An 18417-nucleotide genomic window follows, 5' to 3' on the forward strand; every position below is an offset into this window, starting at 1 on the left:
AGTCTGTTGTGCGGTTCGATCCAGCGAAGGTGATACTGTTTGTAGGGTTTCCATTCAGGCTACCGGCAGCCTGAAAGCTGCCCTACAGATGAATGAGTGCGATTTAGGCAGTGATACCCAGCACCGGTGACAACAATGAGTACAAAAAAGGCCGATAGGTTTCCCTATCGGCCTTTTTATCGAGCGCTGTTTATCAGGCTTTTGCTGCTTCAGCTTCCGGCTGCGGCAGTTCTGGCAGGTCGTTGGCAACAACTGACAGGTTCTGCTGCATCAGATCTTGTGCTCTGTCGGCTTCACCTAAGTGGCGCAGCAGGCGGCTCAACTCTGCCAGTGTTTCCTGGCTAGGCTGAATAGAGAAGCTCTGTTCGAAGTAACCCAGTGCTTGCCCCCAAACCTGATTGCGCAGCGAGAGGCGGCCCAGTGTCAGCAACAAGTCTGCGCTGTCAGGGTGATGTTTCAACCAACCTTGCGCATGGCTCATCTGCTTCTTCAGGTCCTGACCCATAATGCGGCCGTACAGGTTAACCAGCTGTTCGCTCCATTGCTTGCTGATCATCTCGCGAAGTACTTGTTCAGCTTTAGGCTCGGCGCTGATGGAGATCAGAAGTTCAATATAGCGACGGACCAGATCCGGTTCGCCACTCAGGTTACGTGGTAGTTTCTGCCATGCTTTATCGAGTACGCTATGACGGCTGGCATTGTCGGTTTCTACCGGCAGTTGTTCTAGGCTGTGATTCAGCAAGTTCATGTAGGTCTGGCGTTCCAGCTCTACCAAAGCATCGTCGCGCACGGCCTGAGACTTTTTCAGCTCGGGCAGCAGCTTGGCAATCGCATCCCAGTCCTGAAGGTTGGCATACACATCTTTCAGCAGGCGCATCACGTAGGTGTTCTTTGGCGCCAGTTTGCGCAGTTTCAGCAGGTTGGCCAGACAAGGTTCCAGCTGACCGCGTGCCAGTTGGATCTGAGCCTGAGCAATACCTACCGCAACTTCAGCCTGAGGTGTGCTGGTGCGTGCTTTCTGCAGCAGCTCATCGGCGGCTTTTTCGTCGCCTTGTTCGTGTGCCGCACGAGCAGCAGCCAGATAGTTAATCAGTGGCAGTTCAGAACGTTCAGCCGCTTGTCCCAGCTGGCGTTGAGCGCGAACCCAGTTGCCTTCGGACAGTGCCATCAGGCCTTTCAGTGTCTTGCGCTGAGAGACATTATGGTTACGACGATCACGCCAGTTACGCAGGCGATGTACTGGCATCATGGCGTTGGTCAGGATGTTCAGCAACCAATGTGCCAGTAGGAAGCCCAGTACGCCGATCACCAGCATGACCCAGAGGCTGGTTTCGACTGTGGTTTCGTTAAACGCAATCAGGACATACCCCGGATCCTGAACCATTAACTGGCCCACCCAGGTACCGGCAGCCAGTACGACCAGCAGTAGAATAAAGAGCTTTTTCATTACTTAGCCCCCTCTTCCTTCAGCTTGGTCATGCGTTTTAGATAGTCTTTCAGTTCACGCAGGGAGCCGGAGATATCCGGTACTTCCGGAGATACCTGTACCGGTTTCAGGTCTTCCAGCCCACGAACGAGCGCTTGGGTGGCAGCATCTTTCTTGTCGAAGTATTCAGCGGCCCATGCCTGTGCTTTGATCAGGCTGTTGTCATAGGCACCTTGCTCACGTTGCAGCAGGGCCATCTGTGCCTGTTCCAGCATCAGGTGCAGATTCTGCTTCAGGTAGAAAGTCTCTTTTGGTGACAGCAGAGGCTCAATTTTGCCGTCGCGCTGCTGGATGACTACCAGTGAACCCAGCTTGTCCATTGCGCTGTTCCAGCTGGCTTTCATGCCGCTGGCCCAGCTTTCGCTGACGCTATCCGGAGTGATCTCTTTCAGCAGATCAGGCAGTTCACGTTTTTCCGCCAGAGGGATCAAACGCAGTTTTTCGACCTGATCATTCATTGCGCCCAGTTTCAGGAAGACCCCTTCGGTATCAACCTGAGGTACGGCTTCCAGTGCCGCGATATCTGTTGCCAGCGCTTTACGGACTTCATAGATCGTCACGTCGTCGGTTTCAGACAGGATTTTATCTGCTGATTTCAGCAGCGTAAGCGCGCCGTCAGCAGTCTTTTCCATCAGCACACGCTGGTTTGCCAGACGTAGCAGATATTCTACTTCGGCCAGTAACCATTCCGTGCTGTTATCCTGCTGCTTGGCGTTGATCTGCTGCATGCTACGGGTTAGACGTAGTTGCAGTTCTTCAACGCCAATTTTATCTGCGGCAGCCTGAGTGCGCACGTCATCAAGACGGCGGCCCAAGTCAGCAATTGAACGGTTGGTTTCGTTATTGCTGCTGGTCAGGTTGTTCTGCACATCCTGAGCAAGGCTGCTACGCAGCATCTCATTGCTCTGGGTCTGCTGTAATGTCAGCCAGTACAGATAGCCGGATGCGCCCAGCGCTGCAACAGACAGGATTAGGGCTACTTTGCCCGGCCAGGTTGCACCTGGTTTTTTCTCTTCTGTTGCTTTTTCTGCTGGAGCGTCTGTTTCAGCCGAGTTATCAGAAACGGCTTCAGCCTGCTCGTCAGCGCTGTTTTGTTCTGCTTCCTGAGTCTCTGGAGCAGAAGTATCGGCTGATTTTTCAGCCTCTTTGTCTGAGTCTTTCACCAGTTCACCTTCAATAACATCGTTGTCAGGGGTGTTATTTTGCTGCTGCTTTTTATCTTTTTCGCTCATTTGTCGCTTTCCGCATCGGTTGCAGGCAGCAGGGCGGTGATCATTGCCAGATCATCGGCTCCTGCGGCTGTCGTAATCCTTTTAAAACCGGCAAGCTGTGCTTGCTGTGCAACACGCTCACTCGGTACAACCAGCTGACAGCTAAACAGTGTGGATGGATCGTACTGTCGCTGATTGCCGTGGGCGAGCAGTAAAAGGTTATTTAACCCTTCACTGCTGGTGACCAATAGCGCATCGGGCCGCTGTTGGTACAAAGTTTCTTCTATCTGGGCGTCGTTGTATACAGGTCTTACCCGCTGATAAAGATCAGCGTACTCGACCTGAGCACCCCGTTCGCGCAGTGTCTCTGCCAGTTTTTCCCGGCCGCCCTGGCCTCGGATAATCAAAATTCGACTGTCACTCACGTCTTGCAGTGCAGATGATTCCAACAGGGCTTCTGAATCGTACCCCAATGTGCTGGATTCAGCATCTATACCATAGTTCGCTAGTGTGGCGGCTGTTTTCTTACCAATCGCCAGCCAGCATACCTTTATGGGGAGTTGTGGCCAGTAGTCGTCGATCAATTCTGCACCAATTCGGGCAGCATTGGCGCTGATAAATATCACGTGTTGATATAAATCGAGGTCCAAAATGCGACTTTTTGCCAAATGGTATTCGGTTGCAGGGGGCGAGAAGGGCTTAATTTCGAGCACGGGCAGTGTGACTACGTCGACGCCCAGCTGTTTTAGCTGGGCGATCTGCTCCGCGGACTGATGGGCAGGGCGGGTGACTAGTACCCGTTTACCTGCCAGTGTCGTAGGGTGGGACGCTTCAGTCATTGCTGTCGCTGTAGACGGCCTTAAGAATCTCGTCGGCCCCTTCGGCAAGCAAGCGTTCAGCCAGCTCGATACCCAGAGCTTCACACTGTTCCGGAGTGCCGGTGATCTCATCACGCAGCACTTTGGTGCCGTCAGGGCGGGCAACCAAACCACGCAGGAACAGTTCGCTGTTGTCATCATTCAGTACGGCGTAGCAGCCGATAGGTACTTGGCAGCCGCCTTCCAGACGACGGTTCATGGCGCGCTCGGCCATCACGCGCCATGCAGTCTCCTGATGGTGCAATGGTTTCAGGAGTGCAATTGCATCGGCATCGTCCGTACGGCATTCGATACCCACGGCACCCTGACCACCGGCTGGCAGACTGTCCTCGGGTGTAATTTCGTGCGTGATACGGTCTTCCAGTTTCAGTCGCAGCAAACCGGCTGTCGCCAGAATGATGGCATCGTAATCACCGGCATCCAGTTTGCCCAAACGGGTTTGTACATTGCCACGCAGCCATTTGATCTCTAAATCCGGACGGCGTTCGCGCAGCTGAGCTTCGCGACGCAGGGAAGAGGTGCCAACAACAGCACCGGCGGGCAGATCATCCAGATGTTTGTAGTTGTTGGATACAAACGCATCGGTTGGCTGCTCACGCGGACAGATAACGCTCAGACCCAGGCCTTCAGGGAACTCCATCGGTACATCTTTCATGGAGTGAACCGCGATATCGGCACGATTCTCCAGCAGAGCCGTTTCCAGCTCTTTTACAAACAGCCCTTTACCGCCGACTTTAGCCAGTGGGGTATCCAGAATCTTGTCACCGCGAGACACCATAGGCACCAACTCCACGGTCAGATCCGGGTGGTGTTTTTCAAGCTCTGCTTTGACGTATTCGGCCTGCCAGAGTGCCAGCAGGCTTTTTCGGGTGGCGATTCGGAGGGTTTTGCTCATCTTCAGATCCTGTAAAAACCACATACGGGTTGTGGAAAGCATTCAATTGACTCGATTGTATCAGATACGAAGAGGGGCGATGAGGGTTGAGCATGATATAATAAGTCGCAAATTTTTAGCCTGCAGCCACCGTTGGCTGCGAGATTCGAGGTTGATCGCATGAGTGACAATACTAACCAGCAGTGGGGCGGCCGTTTTAACGAGCCAACCGACGCTTTCGTAGCCCGTTTTACCGCATCTGTAGAATTTGATCAGCGTATGTATCTGCAGGATATCCGCGGGTCTATCGCTCATGCCAAAATGCTGACTAAAGCGGGCGTGCTGACCGAAGACGAGCGTGATGACATCATCCGCGGTCTGGGTGAAATCCGTATCGAAATCGAACGCGGTGAATTTGAATGGTCTGTGGCACTGGAAGATGTGCACATGAACATCGAAGCGGCACTGACTAAGAAGATCGGTATTACCGGCAAGAAACTGCACACCGGGCGCTCCCGTAACGATCAGGTCGCAACCGATATTCGCCTGTACTTGCGCGACGAAGTGGATCTGATTCTGGAAGAGATTACCCGTCTGCAGCAGGGCTTACTGGGTGTGGCTGAACGTGAAGCAGATACCATTATGCCGGGCTTTACACACCTGCAGACGGCACAGCCGGTAACCTTTGGTCATCACCTGCTGGCATGGTTTGAGATGCTGAGCCGCGATTACGGCCGTTTTGTTGATTGCCGTGAGCGTACGAATATTATGCCACTGGGGGCTGCGGCGCTGGCCGGTACAACTTACCCGATCGAGCGTGATATGACCTGCGAGCTGCTGGGCTTTAGTGCACCGGCTGAAAACTCACTGGATGCTGTGTCGGATCGTGATTTCGCCATTGAATTCTGTGCGGCGTCCAGCATCCTGCTGATGCACATGACCCGTATGTCTGAAGAGCTGGTGTTGTGGACATCTGCTCAGTTTAACTTCATCAACTTGCCGGATCGCTTCTGCACAGGCTCTTCTATTATGCCGCAGAAGAAAAACCCGGATGTGCCTGAGTTGGTACGTGGTAAATCGGGTCGTGTTTACGGTCACCTGATGAGCCTGCTGACGTTGATGAAGTCGCAGCCGTTGGCGTACAACAAAGATAATCAGGAAGATAAAGAACCGTTGTTCGATGCGATCGATACGGTGAAAGGCTGTCTGCGTGCATTTGCGGATATGATTCCTGCGCTGGAGCCGAAAAAAGAGAGCATGCGTGAAGCGGCGCTGCGTGGTTTCTCTACTGCTACCGATCTGGCTGATTATCTGGTACGTAAAGGTGTTGCGTTCCGTGATGCACACGAGATTGTCGGTAAGTCTGTTGCATACGGTATTGAGCAGAATAAAGATCTGGGCGAGATGACGTTAGATGAACTGGCTCAGTTCTCTGATGTGATCACTGCGGATGTGTTTGATGTGCTGACGCTGGAGGGCTCTGTTGCCGCGCGTGATCACATCGGCGGTACGGCACCGAATCAGGTGCGTGCTGCAGTTGCACGCGGTGAGAAGAAACTGGCGGAACGTCAGGCTTAATCACGACCGGATCCATCTGAACGGGGTAGCCATTGGTTACCCCGTTTTTGTTTGTACGTAGTTCTCCTCAGTATTTTCCTCTGCATCCTTCTGCTAGCCTTAGCACATTGCTATCTCTCTGTTTTGCAGGAGCTTTTCGTCTATGTCGAATCCTCAGTCTGAAGCCGCTGCCATTTTTGCAGCCTATCCGCGCTGGCGCCTGATTAATGAGCCGATCTCCGTTGACCCTATAGATGGTTTGCAACGTGATACCGCGTTGTTAAAAGAGGTGGCGGCAGGTAAGCGAGGGGCAACCGCCCGCATCTGGGAAAACCCTCAAAGTTTGGTGGTGACCCGTCGTGAAACCCGCTTTCCGAGCTTTAAAGACGCACAGATACAGCTGGGTCAGGAAGGCTGGCCGGTGTTGGTGCGCGAAAGTGGGGGGACTGCAGTGCCACACGAGCCGGGAATTATTCACTTCAGCCTGATGTTCCGGCAGGAGAAGTTATTTCAGTTCAGTATGGATGCTGTATATGAAGCCTTGTGTGAACCGTTGCAGATGGCACTGGCGTCACTTGGCCTGACCCCTGGTTATGGTGAGGTCAAAGGCTCTTATTGTGATGGCAAATACAATTTGGTGGTGGATGGTCTGAAGATTACCGGGACCGCGCAGCGCATCATCGGTGCAAAAAAATCGGACGATGGCGTGCAGCGCTCTGCCGTTATGGCCCAATCCATGTTGATGGTGGAAAGTGACCCGGTCGCCGGTACCGATGTGGTGAACCGCTTCTATCAATTGGCGGGCAGCGAGCGGGTGTTCGATCCGGCGGTATCCACCAGTGTGCAGCATCGGATGGCTGAGCGGGCTGCCGATCTGGCCCCCGGCGAGCTGACCTTGCTGGTGCGTGAACGCTTAGCTGAAGCCTTTACTCAGCTTGCCGAGCGAGGCTGATCGGGTTGCTTAAACAGTCCGGCTAAAATATTGATGGCTTCGATGGGAAGGGCGTCTTTGCGGTGAATCAGCATGATATTCATGGCTGCCTCTGTGGCGTTGAGGCTTTCCAGTTGCAGCGAGTGTTCATACCGATTCTGGGTCACCATTTCACGGCTGATGACGGTGTAACCCAGACCGGCTGCGACACACCCCAGCAAGCCATCCACGGTACTCATGACCATCGTCTCTTCGTTACTGCGCCCCGTTTTACGCTGCCAGGCTAATGCACGCTCACGGTAAGCGCAGCCATCGCCACGTATAATTAACGTGGGTTCCCCCGCCTGTTCTTTCGACGTCACGACGACCATCTCTTCCTGTACCGCAGGAATCACATTCAATTCTCCGTGTTCGACCTGCCCACCGACAAACGCGCAGTCCAGCTGATGGTCCAATACGGCGGTGATCAGCTCAGCACTGGTCGCGGAGTAGACTTTGGGGATGATGTTGGAGTAATCCCGTCGCAATGCTTGCAGGGCCGCGGGTAGGTGCACGGCCGCGAAGGGTTCCGGACTGCCAATATGCAGTTCATAGTTATCGGCAGCCAAGTGAACCGCGGCCGTCGCCTGCCGCTCAAGCTGTAGCATCTGGTTGGCGTAGTTGTAGAGAATTTCCCCGCTTTGAGTGAGCTCCAGTTTGCGACCGCGACGTATAAACAGAGCTGCATCTAACTCCTCTTCCAGGCGCTGAATGCGGGTGGTGATGTTGGATTGCACCGTGTGGAGCTTGAGTGACGCAGCTTTTATACCACCTTCTTCAACAACGGCTTTCAGTGTGCGCAGAGCGAGCAGTTCCATAGACAGGTCCGAGGCTTGTTATTGCTTGGTTCTAAAATAGAGAACGTTTGGTTCTTTATAATTCGTTTGTGGAGAGATTTAAAGCGGTCTAGGCTCAATCCTCTACGTATAACAATAAATGAGACTCCACTTATGTCATCGGGTGCTGAACGTTATAAGGTGTTGGCCGCAGGTGTGCTTTGCATGATCGTTACGATCGGTATCGCACGATTTTCCTATACCTCGCTGTTACCGATCATGCAGGCAGAAACTTGGCTGGACGAGGCTGCAGGCGGCTGGCTGGCAGCAGTTAACTACATGGGGTACATGGCGGGAGCATTGTTGGCAGCATCAGTCAGTGATCTGCGCACCAAAGACCGGCTGTATCGCTTGTACCTGGTGTTGGCGGTGGTGACCACCTTCGCGATGGCGTTCACAGACAACATGATTGTGTGGGCAGTGTTGCGCTTTATCTCCGGACTCAGTAGCTCTGGTGGTATGTTGATCGCCTCTGGTCTGATTCTGAACTGGCTGATTCGTCACCATTATCGTGGTGAGCTGGGTATCCATTTTGCTGGTGCTGGAGTGGGGATTATTTTTGCATCGGCGGTGGTTGAGCTGTTGGTGTATCTGGCTCAGAGTTGGGATCTGCAGTGGATCTGGTTTGCCGTGTGCGCTTTGCTGTTGAGTATTCCTGCGTGGATTTGGATGCCAAAACCCGACACCCGTCCGGTCACTGTCTCCGGGGCCAAGCTGGTTGATCAGCCTCCCAGCCAGCTGTTTATGGCAATTATGTTGGTTGCCTATTTTTGCGCCGGTTATGGTTATGTTATCAGCGCGACCTTTATTGTGGATATTGTCGAAGGGCAGGAAACGCTGAAAGGAATGGGGCAATGGGTCTTTATGCTGATCGGGCTGGCGGTGATGCCGGCGGCCATTATCTGGGATCGAATTGCCCGGGCGGTGGGCTACCTGCGGGCACTGATGATGGCATATGGCATACAGATTATAGGGATCGTTCTACCTGCATTGACGGATTCCGTACTGGGAGTGGTACTGAGCGCGTTATTTTATGGTGGTACTTTTATCGGCTGCGTGAGCCTGGTGTTGACGATGGCTGGGCGCTTTTATCCGACCAAGCCGGCTAAGCTGATGGGTAAAATGACATTAGCTTACGGTGTGGCCCAGATTGTGGCTCCTGCGCTGACTGGGATGCTTGCGCGGGAGAATGGTAATTACGACTTGGGGCTGTTTCTGGCGGGGGGCTTTGTCGCGCTGGGGACGGTGCTGATTATCGTGCTGATACAGTTGGAGAAAAAAGAGCAACGTCAGGTACAGGAAGCGGTGTAGATGTCCGCTTGCCTACATATATAGTACTGCGCTAAGCGGCGTAGCTCCGTTGTAAAAAAAACCGCACTGAGGCTGGGCCTGAGTGCGGTTTTTTTATGTCATGACACGCGGATAAATCAGTTGTTCAGAGTAATATCTACCATCAGATCACTGGCGATATCTTCCAGTGCGTCCTGCAGGTCGTCTAGATCTGTGTCCGCAGCGGCCGAAAGGTCTGCACTGGCTTTAAAGAGCAGCTCGGCAGACATGGAGCCGGATGTCAGCTCAGTGCTTAGGCGTTCGACGTTGATATGACGTTTTGCCAGTGCCTGAGAGATCTCGCGCACGATGCCGGGTTTGTCGTGACCCACCAGTTCCAGCGTAAAGCTCTGGCCTGCAGCAGCTTCGGCTTCCGCGGAACGTTCGGTAACAATTTTTAAGCCCTGAGCTTCGAGCGCAGTCAGGGCAGCGGTCAGTGCTTCGGCTTTATCAGCGGGTACTTCTGTAATCAAAATGCCAGCAAATTTGCCAGCCAGACGGGACATGCCAGACTCCAGCCAATTGCCCTGATGATCGGCAATGGTCTGTGCTAGTAGTTCAACCAGACCCGGTTTATCCGGACCGATGACGGTAAGAACCAGAGATGTCATCATGAGAATACTCCTGTGTATTTTCGGCCGTTGTCCCCACTGGCCTTTTCTTGTTAGTTACCTTAAGCACTATAACACTCCCGCGCTGCAACAGAAGTGTCAGACCGAAATTTCGCACATGGAAGGGCTACCGTCGTTCTGATATGGATTGGCGCCTATGCTGCTGGTGCGGGCGGGCTTTATGCAACCGCGTGTGTTTTGTGAATACGCAGGTGGTGTCTTTGGTTGAGGTTACGCTTGTCTTGGATGGTGCGGATGATGTTGAGTTGTGTTGCGCATCACTGTGAGCTGAAATGTGCGCTTGGCCGTCCGCTGGATAGGACGGGATGCTGATGGCAATCATTGGTGGTTAAATGTTGATGTCCGTCATTACTTTGTCGATTGTGTAGGTAATTGCTTTGAACTTTTCGAGATTGCGGTGTCATAAAGTTGTTATTTGCGAACATGATCGAAGCAGTTGTTAAACTTTATGCGGATCTGGTCGATATAATTCTTGAATCTCAGGAAAAAGGCTTGCTTATTCTCGTCGTTCGGGGAAAATGCTGCCTTTGTTGTATCCTATGATCGAAACATACGTTTGACTGCATAACCGGAAAGTAGAGACAGATGAAGAAAGGTCCAGATTTAGTTGCGGTACTTGTGTTGTTTTTTGTTGTCGGCACGTTAATGACCGGCATTTCCCATGCAGATTTTGATGTACCTTCAATCGTAGGAAGTGTTGCTGGCAACTAAGGCCAGCAACATGGTTTAACCGCTGGCACTTATCAACCGAGATAAGATGCCTGATCGCTGATGATCCCGGCCAGTGGAATATCCCAGTTTTCCACCGGTAGGTGTTCTACGCGCTGCAATTCATGCGCCAGTCCAATGAGTTTTGGGCCCGGAATACTTTGTCTCCGGTTTTTAAAACTGAAGGTCCGGTCATAATACCCGCCTCCCATTCCCATCCGGTTCCCATCGGCATCAAAGGCCACCAGAGGAAGCAGCACCAGATCTAATGCCCAAGGTGGGCGGCGCGGCGCTTTAATAATCGGCGGCTCTTCAATTTTATAGATATTGCGCACAAGTTTTGTCTGACGGTCGAAAGGTACAAACCAGAGACGGTTGTGCAAGATGGGGTGCAGTACCGGCAAATAGGTTTTTTTACCCATCTTCCAGCAAGACTCTAATAAAGGGCGTGGATCTATTTCGCCGTCATTGGGCAGATATAGGGCTACATGGCGGGCACGAATAAAATCGGGGCGTCGACATAGCTGTGCATGGAGGCGTTTGGCTGCACGTAACTGCTGGGTGCGGGTTAACGCGCGACGTTTACGACGGATATCTTGACGGAGCTGCTGACGTGGATTCATAAGGTGTGGTGAAGAGGCTCCCCGGGGTGCCGGTGTGGTACTGGCCCTGAACCCGAAGGTTCAAGGTGGCGGTTTCAGAAACATATTAGGCTTTCCGTAAAACGGACATGCACATCAATGCTTGCGTGAAACCTCCGGAGGTGTGCTTATCGGCTCGAGGGACGTTACCAGCTGTCGAACACCTCAGGGAGTTAATCACATTATACTCGTCTCAATGTGGAAGTCAGGTCTTGAAATAAAACTTTGTTATGCTAGGCAGTGGTTGTAACTGCTTGTATTTTGGTGGTTTTTTGCTCAATTGAAAAGTTTTCAATCAATTGTGTTTTCTGGCTCTTTAGTCTCATGGCTTAGGGCGTTATCGATGCGCAGGCAGAGCTGCTCAACATTATCCTTGAGTGTCTGTTCGTGCGACCCGCGCTCTTTTATCAGCTCGTGCGTGATGTTCAGGGCCGCCATCACCGCAATGCGTTCGAGACCAATCAGTTTCCCGTTGTGACGGATCTCCGCCATTTTATCATCCAGATACTGCGCGGCAGCTTCTAGCTCGGTGCGCGCTTCCGGCGGACAGTTGATGCTGTACTCTTTTTCCAGCAGTCTGATCGAAACAGTTTTTAGATCCTGGCTCATGCACTTTGCTCCAAAGCTTTCAGGCGCTGAATCATGGCTTCAACTTTATGGCGGGTCTGATCATTTAGCTGGATCATCTGTAAACGTTCCTGTTTCAGCTCATGTTCTTGCTGACGCAGTCGTTTGTTGTCCTGTTCCAGTTGATCACAGTATGCCAGAAGCTGATCTACTTTCTGTTCCAGTATAGTTAAATGCTGTTCACTCATTTTATTTTCCAGACGACTATCCTGTCGGACTATAAAGACCCCCCGCCAGACGGTCAATGCCGGTCCGTGGCTCCTGTGTCGGGGAAGTGCTAGGATTAGCACTATATCTTTTATTGCCCGCACTGCGGGTCCATTTCAATCTTGGTTTTAAGTCCACATCCATGTCATCCGAATCTTATGCACAACCGGAACTGCCGGATTTTGATCTGATCGCTAATCTGATGGTTGCCGAAGGCGTTCATGTTGTTTCTCCGTCTGAGCTGCACGGCCTAATGAGTGGCCACTTATCGGCGGGGGCCCGTCTGGAACCCGCAGTGCTTTTACAAAGCGCCTGCGATCTGATGGATATCACCGCATTGAAGCATGAAAACAGCAAAGTGTTGTTGCTCGATATGTACCAGCAGACGTTGTTGATGCTGGAGGCGCCCGAGCTGATTTTGGAGCTGAGTGTGCCCGATGAAGAACAAAGTCTGGCGCAACGTGCAGAAGGGTTAGGGCAGTGGTGCCAGGGTTTTCTGAGTGGTTTTGGCCTCTACGGTAAACATACTGACAAAACGCTGTCGAAAGAAGCCAAAGAAGCGCTCGCCGATCTGAACCAGATTGCGCAGATTGTGGCAGGCGTTGACGATGATGACGGCAGTGAAAACGATCTGATGGAAGTGGAAGAGTACGTCCGTATGGTGGTGCTGATGTTGTTTGCCGAGTGCAATAAAGCGGAACCGCCTGCTAACAATAGCCCCCAGAAAACAGTGCACTGATTATGAAAAGCCTGCTTGCTCAGTCCGTATTTTCTGAACGCCGTGCGCGCCTGATGGCGCAGATGCAGCCGCACAGTATAGCGATAGTGCCCTCTGCTCAGCTGGCCCCTCGTAACCGTGATGTGGATTATGCCTTCCGTCAGGATAGTGACTTCTATTACCTGACGGGCTTTGACGAGCCGGATGCGGTGTTGGTGCTGATCCCCGGTCGTGAAGCAGGTGAATGCGTGGTGTTCTGTCAGGATCGTGATCCTGAGATGGAGATCTGGCACGGTTACCGTGCCGGCCCTGAAGGACTGAAGAGCGAGTATGGGGCTGATCAGGCGCATCCCATTGGGCTGATCGATGATCAGATGCCGGGTTTGCTGGACGGTTGTGACCGCATCTATTACGCCATTGGCTGTGACGATGCGCTTGATGCTCAGGTGCGCGGTTGGCTCAACGCTATCCGTGCGCAGGCGCGTCAGGGCGCGGTGCCACCAACTGAAATGGTGATGCTGGATCATCTGTTGCACGAAATGCGTCTGTTTAAGTCATCTGCTGAAGCGGATCTGATGCGACAGGCGGGTGAGATCTCTGCGCAGGGACACGTGCGCGCTATGCAGATCTGCCAGCCGGGTATGACTGAATATCAACTGGAAGCGGAGATCACCCATCATTTTGCGGTAAACCGTTGCCGGCAGGCTGCCTACCCGTCGATTGTCGGCGGAGGTGATAATGCCTGTGTCCTGCATTACACCGAAAATGCAGATGTACTGAACGACGGTGATCTGGTGTTGATTGATGCCGGTTGTGAACTGGACTACTACGCCGGAGACATTACCCGAACATTCCCTGTAAACGGTACCTTCAGTGCTGAGCAAAAGGCGCTGTACCAGCTGGTGTTGGATGCTCAGGAAGCCTGTATTGAGCTGGTTCGCCCGGGTACACCCTGGAACGACATTCATGATCGCTCGGTGGAGTTGATCACCGAAGGGTTGGTGGGCTTAGGTTTGTTGCAGGGCGATGTTGAAGAGCTGATTGAGCAGGGTGCTTATCGCGAGTTTTATATGCACCGTATCGGCCACTGGCTGGGTATGGATGTGCACGATGTAGGGGACTACAAGGTGGATGGCAATTGGCGTCTGCTGGAGCCGGGTATGGTGATGACCGTGGAGCCCGGAATTTATGTCTCTCCGTTTAATGACAAGGTAGAGGAACGCTGGCGCGGTATCGGTATTCGTATTGAAGACGACGTATTGGTGACTGAAGGTGGTTGCGAAGTGCTGACTGCCGCAGTGCCTAAGCAGGTTGCTGAGATCGAATCCCTGATGGCGGGCTAAGCCAGAAAGATGAAACAGCATTACGACATCGTGATTGTAGGCGGGGGCATGGTTGGCGCGAGTCTGGCTTGTGCCTTGTTACCCGCCAGTGAGCAGCTGGATCTGAATATTGCTGTCATTGAAGCGTTTCCCATGCCGGAAGCCAGTGAACTGATCTATCAGCCCAGCTATGACTCCCGTGCCACCGCATTGGCGTACGGTGCCCGCACCCTTTATGAGCTGATGGGTATCTGGGACACGTTACGCGAACATCTGAGTCCGATTGAGCATATCCACGTATCTGATCGTGGACGCTTTGGTGCGACCCGTTTACATGCAGAGGACGAGCACGTCTCTGCGCTGGGTTATGTGGTTGAAAACCACTGGTTGGGGCGGGTATTGCTGGATCGTTTGCAGCAACCGGATGCTGGGCGGGTGGATTTTATCTGTCCGGCAGAGGTGATGGATATCCAGCCCGGTGCCAAGCAGATGGGGTTGAATGTGAAGCACAATGACGAAATGCAGCAGCTGACCGCTGAGCTGGTGGTGATGGCTGACGGTGGCCGCTCTGAGTTGCGTGAACGTATGGGGATCGGTTATCAGCAGGCGTCTTACGGCCAGCATGCAGTGATCGCCAATGTGAGTCCTGATCGAAGTCACGAAGGTGTGGCGTACGAACGCTTCACCGATTCAGGTCCTATGGCGCTGTTGCCACTGGAAGATGAGGGTGGTCAGCACCGTTGTGGTCTGGTGTGGACGGTGCCCGACGATAGGGTTGAAGAAATACTGGCATTGGACGACGATGCATTTATCGAACGCCTGCACGAGCGTTTTGGTTATCGGGCCGGGTGTTTTGTACACGTGGGTGAGCGTCATGCCTATCCGCTGAAGCTGGCGGTTGCCGATGAACAGGTGCGCGCGGGGCTGGCGGTCTTGGGTAACGCTGCACATGCGCTGCACCCGATTGCGGGTCAGGGCTACAATCTGGCCCTGCGGGGTGTGGTTGCATTGGCTGATCAGATCATCGGCGCGCGTAAACAGGGGATTTCGGTGGGTGATCTGGGTGTTCTGCAGGCATTTTATGAGCAGCAGAGTTATGACCAGCAGCGGACCATCGGTCTGAGCGATCAGGTGATGAAGTTGTTTTCGAACAACAATCCATTGTGTGCATTTGGCCGGGATCTGGGATTGCAGTTGCTGGATATTTGTCCGCCTGCAAAGACCGTGTTTGCCCGCGGTGCGATGGGGTTGGATATGCCTGCACCGGATTTGAAATAAGCCAACGCTGATATAGCAAAAGTGGAACAACAGTAAAGTGAAGAGAAAACAATGAGCGCAGCAGAGCAGGTTGATATCGTCATTGTAGGTGCAGGCATGGTCGGGGTTACTCTGGCCACGGCGCTAGCCCCTTCCGGCTTGAATATCTGGTTGCTGGAGCAGCGCGAAGGAGATCCTGCGGGTTATCCGGCGGTGGTGCACCAACAGCAGGCCAAAGGCTACGATCCTCGCGTCAGTGCGCTGACCTGTGCGTCTCAGCAGATTCTGACCTCGGTGGGTGCCTGGCCCAAAATGCTCGATTACCGCGTGAGCCCTTATACCGGTATGGATGTCTGGGATGGTGAAGGGACCGGTCATATCCACTTCTCTTCGAACGAACTGCATGAGCCTTGTCTGGGGCATATCGTTGAGAATCGAGTTACGCTGGCGGCACTTTACGAAGTGTTAGGGGAGCATGACAACCTGCATTTTCAGTCGGGTGTTGCGATGAATACGCTCTCTGAACCCGATCCGGCCGACGGTGGTCTGCGGATGCTGGGGTTGAGTGACGGGCGGATCGTACAGACACCGCTGGTGGTTGCGGCGGATGGTGCTCTGTCGCGCACCCGTCAGTTGGCGGCTATTCCGATGATGGAGTGGGATTACGGTCACCATGCGATAGTGACGACCATTCGTACTGAGCAATCTCATCAGCATACCGCGTGGCAGCGGTTTACCGAAGACGGTCCGCTGGCGATTCTGCCGTTGCACGCGGATGAGGATGATCGGACCAGCTCGATTGTGTGGTCTACCTCGCCGGGTCATGCCAACGAACTGATGGCGCTGGACGATGAGTCATTCTGCGCGGATTTAGCGCGTACGTTTGAGCACCGTTTAGGGGATGTCGAGTGGGTGGATCAGCGCCATGTGTTCCCGCTGCGCCAACGCCATGCAAAGTACTATGTACGCGAAGGATTCGCCGCAATTGGGGATGCTGCGCATACCATTCACCCGCTGGCCGGGCAGGGTGTGAATCTGGGGCTACTGGATGCTGCGTCTCTGGCGGAGGTGTTGCTGGATGCATCTGAGCGTGGAGAGTCCTACGGGGCTGAAACAGTATTGCGTCGGTTCCAGCGTGCCCGTCAGAGTGACAATCTGCAAATGTCGGCGGCGATGGAAAGCTTTAAACGTCTGTTTAACGCTGAACAACCGGCCGTGCGACTCTTGCGCAACATGGGGATGAACCTGCTGGATAAAATGGCACCGGTGAAAAATCATATCGTGATGGATGCGATGGGTTTGCGGGGTAATTTGCCTCGCTTGGCGCAGCGCCCGATCCGTCACTGAGTATTAAGCGGGCTTTTGCGGCCCGCGTCCTCTCCCGATATCCTCCAGCGTCTGTCCCGGTGTGGCTTTGAGACGATGGTCTAGCGCTTGACTACGATCAAAGATTGATCTGATCGCCAATTGCCTATAAATTGTCATCCCTTTTTCTTTTAGTTTCGCGACAGCTGTACGGGTCGCCCAGTGTATTCACAATAAGAGTTTCAGCTATGGGCAATAAAACCGCGCTTTACCAGGCACATGTTGATATGGGTGCCAAGGTTGTTGATTTTGGTGGCTGGGATATGCCGCTGCATTACGGTTCACAGATGGATGAACACAACGATGTCCGTAACGATGCGGGTATGTTCGATGTGTCCCACATGACCGTAGTGGATGTGACGGGTGCTGATGCTAAAGAATTTCTGCGTCACCTGTTGGCTAATGATGTTGCTAAGTTACAGGCCAAAGGTAAGGCTTTGTACTCTGGAATGCTGAACGTTGATGGCGGTGTCATCGATGATCTGATCATTTATCTGATGACTGAGCCGGGCGTATCCGGTGAGTGGTTCCGCGTGGTTGTCAATTGTGCCACCCGCGAAAAAGATCTGGCATGGATGGCAGAACAGGCCGCGAAGTTTGATGATGTTGCGCTGACTGAGCAGCCTGAGCTGGCGTTGATTGCTGTGCAAGGTCCATCGGCACTGGCGCGCGCTAAAGTGGCGGTGACCGAGTCGCGGGCTACACTGATTGACAACCTGAGCGTATTCCAGGGTGTTGAATCTGAGGGCTGGTTTATCGCCCGTACCGGTTATACCGGTGAAGACGGTCTTGAAGTGATGCTGCCCGAAGATGAAGCTGCTGATTTCTGGCAGGCGCTGGCGGATGCCGGTGTCAAACCAACCGGCTTGGGCGCACGCGACACCTTGCGTCTGGAAGCCGGTATGAATCTGTACGGTTCCGATATGGACGAAACGGTTTCGCCGCTGGCGGCCAACATGGGTTGGACGATCAGCTGGGAGCCTGAAGAGCGTAACTTTATCGGACGTAACGCGCTGGAAGCCCAGAAGCAGGCAGGCGTAGAGCAGAAGCTGGTAGGTTTAGTGCTGGAAGGCCGGGGTGTGCTGCGGGCACATCAGAAAGTTATTATTGACGGTGTTGGTGAAGGTGAAATTACCAGCGGTAGTTTCTCACCAACACTGGGGCACTCCGTTGCGCTGGCACGTGTGCCGGCAGCAACAGGCGAGAGTGCGGAAGTTGAGATGCGTGGCAAGCGGGTGGCGGTGAAAGTCGGGCGCCCGGTGTTCGTACGAAACGGCAAAAAAGTCTTTTCTTAATTTAAAGGGTAGGACGCTGGAATGAGTAACAATCCATCCGAACTGAAGTATGTAGCAAGCCATGAATGGATTCGCGTAGAAGGCGATGGCACCGTCACTGTAGGCGTAACCGATCACGCACAGGACCTGCTGGGTGATGTGGTATTTGTTGAATTGCCGGAAGTGGGCGCAGAGCTGGCGAACGGCGATGATGCGGGTGTTGTGGAGTCCGTAAAAGCGGCTTCCGATATCTATGCACCGATCTCCGGTGAAGTGATTGCCATCAACGAAGCGCTGGAAGATACGCCAGAAAACGTCAACAGCGATCCATACGGTGACGGCTGGTTCTTCAAGCTGAAGCTGACCGATGAAGCAGAGCTTGACGCTTTGCTGGACGCGGATGGTTACGCTACGCATTGCGAATCTGAAGCCTGATTTTAGGTAGTGCACCCACTATGGGTGCACTGCTCTGATCTACCTATCCCGGCAGAGAGCCGGCAGCTGTTTTGCACCGTTGAAGTGCAT

At 53.3% G+C, this 18417-nt stretch carries 19 protein-coding genes and 1 other RNA gene; 10 read left to right on the plus strand and 10 right to left on the minus strand.

Annotation, left to right across the window (positions count from 1 at the left end):
- Positions 1-193: 193 nt before the first annotated feature.
- The 4 genes from IOQ59_RS06380 to hemC are packed head-to-tail and all read right to left on the minus strand — an operon-like array spanning position 194 to position 4470.
- Positions 194-1447, minus strand: a complete 1254-nt coding sequence (locus IOQ59_RS06380; protein WP_193952445.1) for a heme biosynthesis HemY N-terminal domain-containing protein — start codon at positions 1445-1447, stop codon at positions 194-196.
- The gene (locus IOQ59_RS06385) at positions 1447-2718 is read right to left on the minus strand and encodes a uroporphyrinogen-III C-methyltransferase (RefSeq protein ID WP_193952446.1); all 1272 of its coding nucleotides are present in this window, start codon (positions 2716-2718) and stop codon (positions 1447-1449) included. Before IOQ59_RS06385 ends, IOQ59_RS06380 begins: the two co-directional genes overlap by 1 nt.
- Positions 2715-3536: a uroporphyrinogen-III synthase gene (locus tag IOQ59_RS06390; RefSeq protein WP_193952447.1), complete on the minus strand. Its 822-nt coding sequence runs from the start codon at positions 3534-3536 to the stop codon at positions 2715-2717. The genes IOQ59_RS06385 and IOQ59_RS06390 overlap by 4 nt, the downstream gene beginning before the upstream one ends.
- Complete coding sequence (gene hemC, locus IOQ59_RS06395) at positions 3529-4470, minus strand: hydroxymethylbilane synthase (RefSeq protein WP_193952448.1); 942 nt, start codon at positions 4468-4470, stop codon at positions 3529-3531. Before hemC ends, IOQ59_RS06390 begins: the two co-directional genes overlap by 8 nt.
- Positions 4471-4629: 159 nt before the next feature.
- On the opposite strand from hemC, the gene argH reads away from it, so the two are divergent.
- On the plus strand, positions 4630-6027 hold the full coding sequence (gene argH, locus IOQ59_RS06400) for an argininosuccinate lyase (RefSeq protein WP_193952449.1): 1398 nt from the start codon (positions 4630-4632) through the stop codon (positions 6025-6027).
- A gap of 142 nt (positions 6028-6169) precedes the next feature.
- Positions 6170-6958, plus strand: coding sequence for a lipoate--protein ligase family protein (locus IOQ59_RS06405; RefSeq protein ID WP_193952450.1), 789 nt, complete (start codon positions 6170-6172; stop codon positions 6956-6958).
- On the opposite strand, the gene IOQ59_RS06410 is transcribed toward IOQ59_RS06405, so the two are convergent.
- Positions 6937-7794 (minus strand): LysR family transcriptional regulator, encoded by an 858-nt coding sequence (locus IOQ59_RS06410; RefSeq protein ID WP_193952451.1) that lies wholly within the window; start codon positions 7792-7794, stop codon positions 6937-6939. The two genes, IOQ59_RS06405 and IOQ59_RS06410, sit on opposite strands and share 22 nt — an antisense overlap.
- A gap of 132 nt (positions 7795-7926) precedes the next feature.
- Here IOQ59_RS06410 and IOQ59_RS06415 point away from each other — a divergent pair, with 132 nt between their 5' ends.
- A complete protein-coding gene (locus tag IOQ59_RS06415) occupies positions 7927-9123 on the plus strand; it encodes a YbfB/YjiJ family MFS transporter (protein WP_193952452.1) in 1197 nt (398 codons plus the stop codon).
- A 116-nt stretch (positions 9124-9239) separates the two neighbouring features.
- Here the strand turns inward: IOQ59_RS06415 and IOQ59_RS06420 are convergent, their stop codons facing one another.
- The gene (locus IOQ59_RS06420; protein ID WP_193952453.1) at positions 9240-9755 is read right to left on the minus strand and encodes a glycine cleavage system transcriptional repressor; all 516 of its coding nucleotides are present in this window, start codon (positions 9753-9755) and stop codon (positions 9240-9242) included.
- A gap of 603 nt (positions 9756-10358) precedes the next feature.
- Here IOQ59_RS06420 and IOQ59_RS21330 point away from each other — a divergent pair.
- Positions 10359-10484, plus strand: coding sequence for a hypothetical protein (locus IOQ59_RS21330; protein ID WP_255512531.1), 126 nt, complete (start codon positions 10359-10361; stop codon positions 10482-10484).
- A 32-nt stretch (positions 10485-10516) separates the two neighbouring features.
- Here the strand turns inward: IOQ59_RS21330 and IOQ59_RS06425 are convergent, their stop codons facing one another.
- From IOQ59_RS06425 to IOQ59_RS06440, 4 genes are all read right to left on the minus strand, one after another.
- Positions 10517-11104, minus strand: a complete 588-nt coding sequence (locus IOQ59_RS06425; protein WP_193952454.1) for a 5-formyltetrahydrofolate cyclo-ligase — start codon at positions 11102-11104, stop codon at positions 10517-10519.
- Between the two features lie 14 nt (positions 11105-11118).
- A non-coding RNA gene (gene ssrS, locus IOQ59_RS06430) (6S RNA) lies at positions 11119-11297 on the minus strand.
- A gap of 116 nt (positions 11298-11413) precedes the next feature.
- The gene (locus IOQ59_RS06435) at positions 11414-11731 is read right to left on the minus strand and encodes a cell division protein ZapA (protein WP_193952455.1); all 318 of its coding nucleotides are present in this window, start codon (positions 11729-11731) and stop codon (positions 11414-11416) included.
- Positions 11728-11937, minus strand: coding sequence for a TIGR02449 family protein (locus tag IOQ59_RS06440; RefSeq protein WP_193952456.1), 210 nt, complete (start codon positions 11935-11937; stop codon positions 11728-11730). Before IOQ59_RS06440 ends, IOQ59_RS06435 begins: the two co-directional genes overlap by 4 nt.
- Before the next feature lie 161 nt (positions 11938-12098).
- Here IOQ59_RS06440 and IOQ59_RS06445 point away from each other — a divergent pair, with 161 nt between their 5' ends.
- The 6 genes from IOQ59_RS06445 (at position 12099) to gcvH (ending at position 18327) form a co-directional block, all read left to right on the plus strand.
- On the plus strand, positions 12099-12695 hold the full coding sequence (locus IOQ59_RS06445; protein ID WP_193952457.1) for a UPF0149 family protein: 597 nt from the start codon (positions 12099-12101) through the stop codon (positions 12693-12695).
- 2 nt (positions 12696-12697) lie between these two features.
- Complete coding sequence (pepP, locus tag IOQ59_RS06450; RefSeq protein ID WP_193952458.1) at positions 12698-14017, plus strand: Xaa-Pro aminopeptidase; 1320 nt, start codon at positions 12698-12700, stop codon at positions 14015-14017.
- Between the two features lie 9 nt (positions 14018-14026).
- The gene (ubiH, locus tag IOQ59_RS06455; protein ID WP_193952459.1) at positions 14027-15274 is read left to right on the plus strand and encodes a 2-octaprenyl-6-methoxyphenyl hydroxylase; all 1248 of its coding nucleotides are present in this window, start codon (positions 14027-14029) and stop codon (positions 15272-15274) included.
- Between the two features lie 51 nt (positions 15275-15325).
- On the plus strand, positions 15326-16600 hold the full coding sequence (locus IOQ59_RS06460) for an FAD-dependent monooxygenase (RefSeq protein WP_193952460.1): 1275 nt from the start codon (positions 15326-15328) through the stop codon (positions 16598-16600).
- A gap of 206 nt (positions 16601-16806) precedes the next feature.
- Complete coding sequence (gene gcvT / locus IOQ59_RS06465) at positions 16807-17913, plus strand: glycine cleavage system aminomethyltransferase GcvT (protein WP_193952461.1); 1107 nt, start codon at positions 16807-16809, stop codon at positions 17911-17913.
- A 21-nt stretch (positions 17914-17934) separates the two neighbouring features.
- Positions 17935-18327 carry a glycine cleavage system protein GcvH gene (gene gcvH, locus IOQ59_RS06470; protein WP_193952462.1) on the plus strand — a complete coding sequence of 131 codons (393 nt, stop codon included), beginning with the start codon at positions 17935-17937 and terminating at the stop codon, positions 18325-18327.
- Positions 18328-18417: the final 90 nt, after the last annotated feature.

Source organism: Pontibacterium sinense, from assembly GCF_015209595.1.
GTDB classification, from domain to species: Bacteria; Pseudomonadota; Gammaproteobacteria; order Pseudomonadales; family Balneatricaceae; genus Pontibacterium; species Pontibacterium sinense.

Excerpts from the sequence above, each read along its gene's own strand:
- IOQ59_RS06380 (WP_193952445.1), bottom strand. The coding sequence starts at position 1,447 with ATGAAAAAGCTCTTTATTCTACTGCTGGTCGTACTGGCTGCCGGTACC.
- IOQ59_RS06385 (WP_193952446.1), bottom strand. The coding sequence starts at position 2,718 with ATGAGCGAAAAAGATAAAAAGCAGCAGCAAAATAACACCCCTGACAAC.
- IOQ59_RS06390 (WP_193952447.1), bottom strand. The coding sequence starts at position 3,536 with ATGACTGAAGCGTCCCACCCTACGACACTGGCAGGTAAACGGGTACTA.
- hemC (WP_193952448.1), bottom strand. The coding sequence starts at position 4,470 with ATGAGCAAAACCCTCCGAATCGCCACCCGAAAAAGCCTGCTGGCACTC.
- argH (WP_193952449.1), top strand. The coding sequence starts at position 4,630 with ATGAGTGACAATACTAACCAGCAGTGGGGCGGCCGTTTTAACGAGCCA.
- IOQ59_RS06405 (WP_193952450.1), top strand. The coding sequence starts at position 6,170 with ATGTCGAATCCTCAGTCTGAAGCCGCTGCCATTTTTGCAGCCTATCCG.
- IOQ59_RS06410 (WP_193952451.1), bottom strand. The coding sequence starts at position 7,794 with ATGGAACTGCTCGCTCTGCGCACACTGAAAGCCGTTGTTGAAGAAGGT.
- IOQ59_RS06415 (WP_193952452.1), top strand. The coding sequence starts at position 7,927 with ATGTCATCGGGTGCTGAACGTTATAAGGTGTTGGCCGCAGGTGTGCTT.
- IOQ59_RS06420 (WP_193952453.1), bottom strand. The coding sequence starts at position 9,755 with ATGATGACATCTCTGGTTCTTACCGTCATCGGTCCGGATAAACCGGGT.
- IOQ59_RS21330 (WP_255512531.1), top strand. The coding sequence starts at position 10,359 with ATGAAGAAAGGTCCAGATTTAGTTGCGGTACTTGTGTTGTTTTTTGTT.
- IOQ59_RS06425 (WP_193952454.1), bottom strand. The coding sequence starts at position 11,104 with ATGAATCCACGTCAGCAGCTCCGTCAAGATATCCGTCGTAAACGTCGC.
- IOQ59_RS06435 (WP_193952455.1), bottom strand. The coding sequence starts at position 11,731 with ATGAGCCAGGATCTAAAAACTGTTTCGATCAGACTGCTGGAAAAAGAG.
- IOQ59_RS06440 (WP_193952456.1), bottom strand. The coding sequence starts at position 11,937 with ATGAGTGAACAGCATTTAACTATACTGGAACAGAAAGTAGATCAGCTT.
- IOQ59_RS06445 (WP_193952457.1), top strand. The coding sequence starts at position 12,099 with ATGTCATCCGAATCTTATGCACAACCGGAACTGCCGGATTTTGATCTG.
- pepP (WP_193952458.1), top strand. The coding sequence starts at position 12,698 with ATGAAAAGCCTGCTTGCTCAGTCCGTATTTTCTGAACGCCGTGCGCGC.
- ubiH (WP_193952459.1), top strand. The coding sequence starts at position 14,027 with ATGAAACAGCATTACGACATCGTGATTGTAGGCGGGGGCATGGTTGGC.
- IOQ59_RS06460 (WP_193952460.1), top strand. The coding sequence starts at position 15,326 with ATGAGCGCAGCAGAGCAGGTTGATATCGTCATTGTAGGTGCAGGCATG.
- gcvT (WP_193952461.1), top strand. The coding sequence starts at position 16,807 with ATGGGCAATAAAACCGCGCTTTACCAGGCACATGTTGATATGGGTGCC.
- gcvH (WP_193952462.1), top strand. The coding sequence starts at position 17,935 with ATGAGTAACAATCCATCCGAACTGAAGTATGTAGCAAGCCATGAATGG.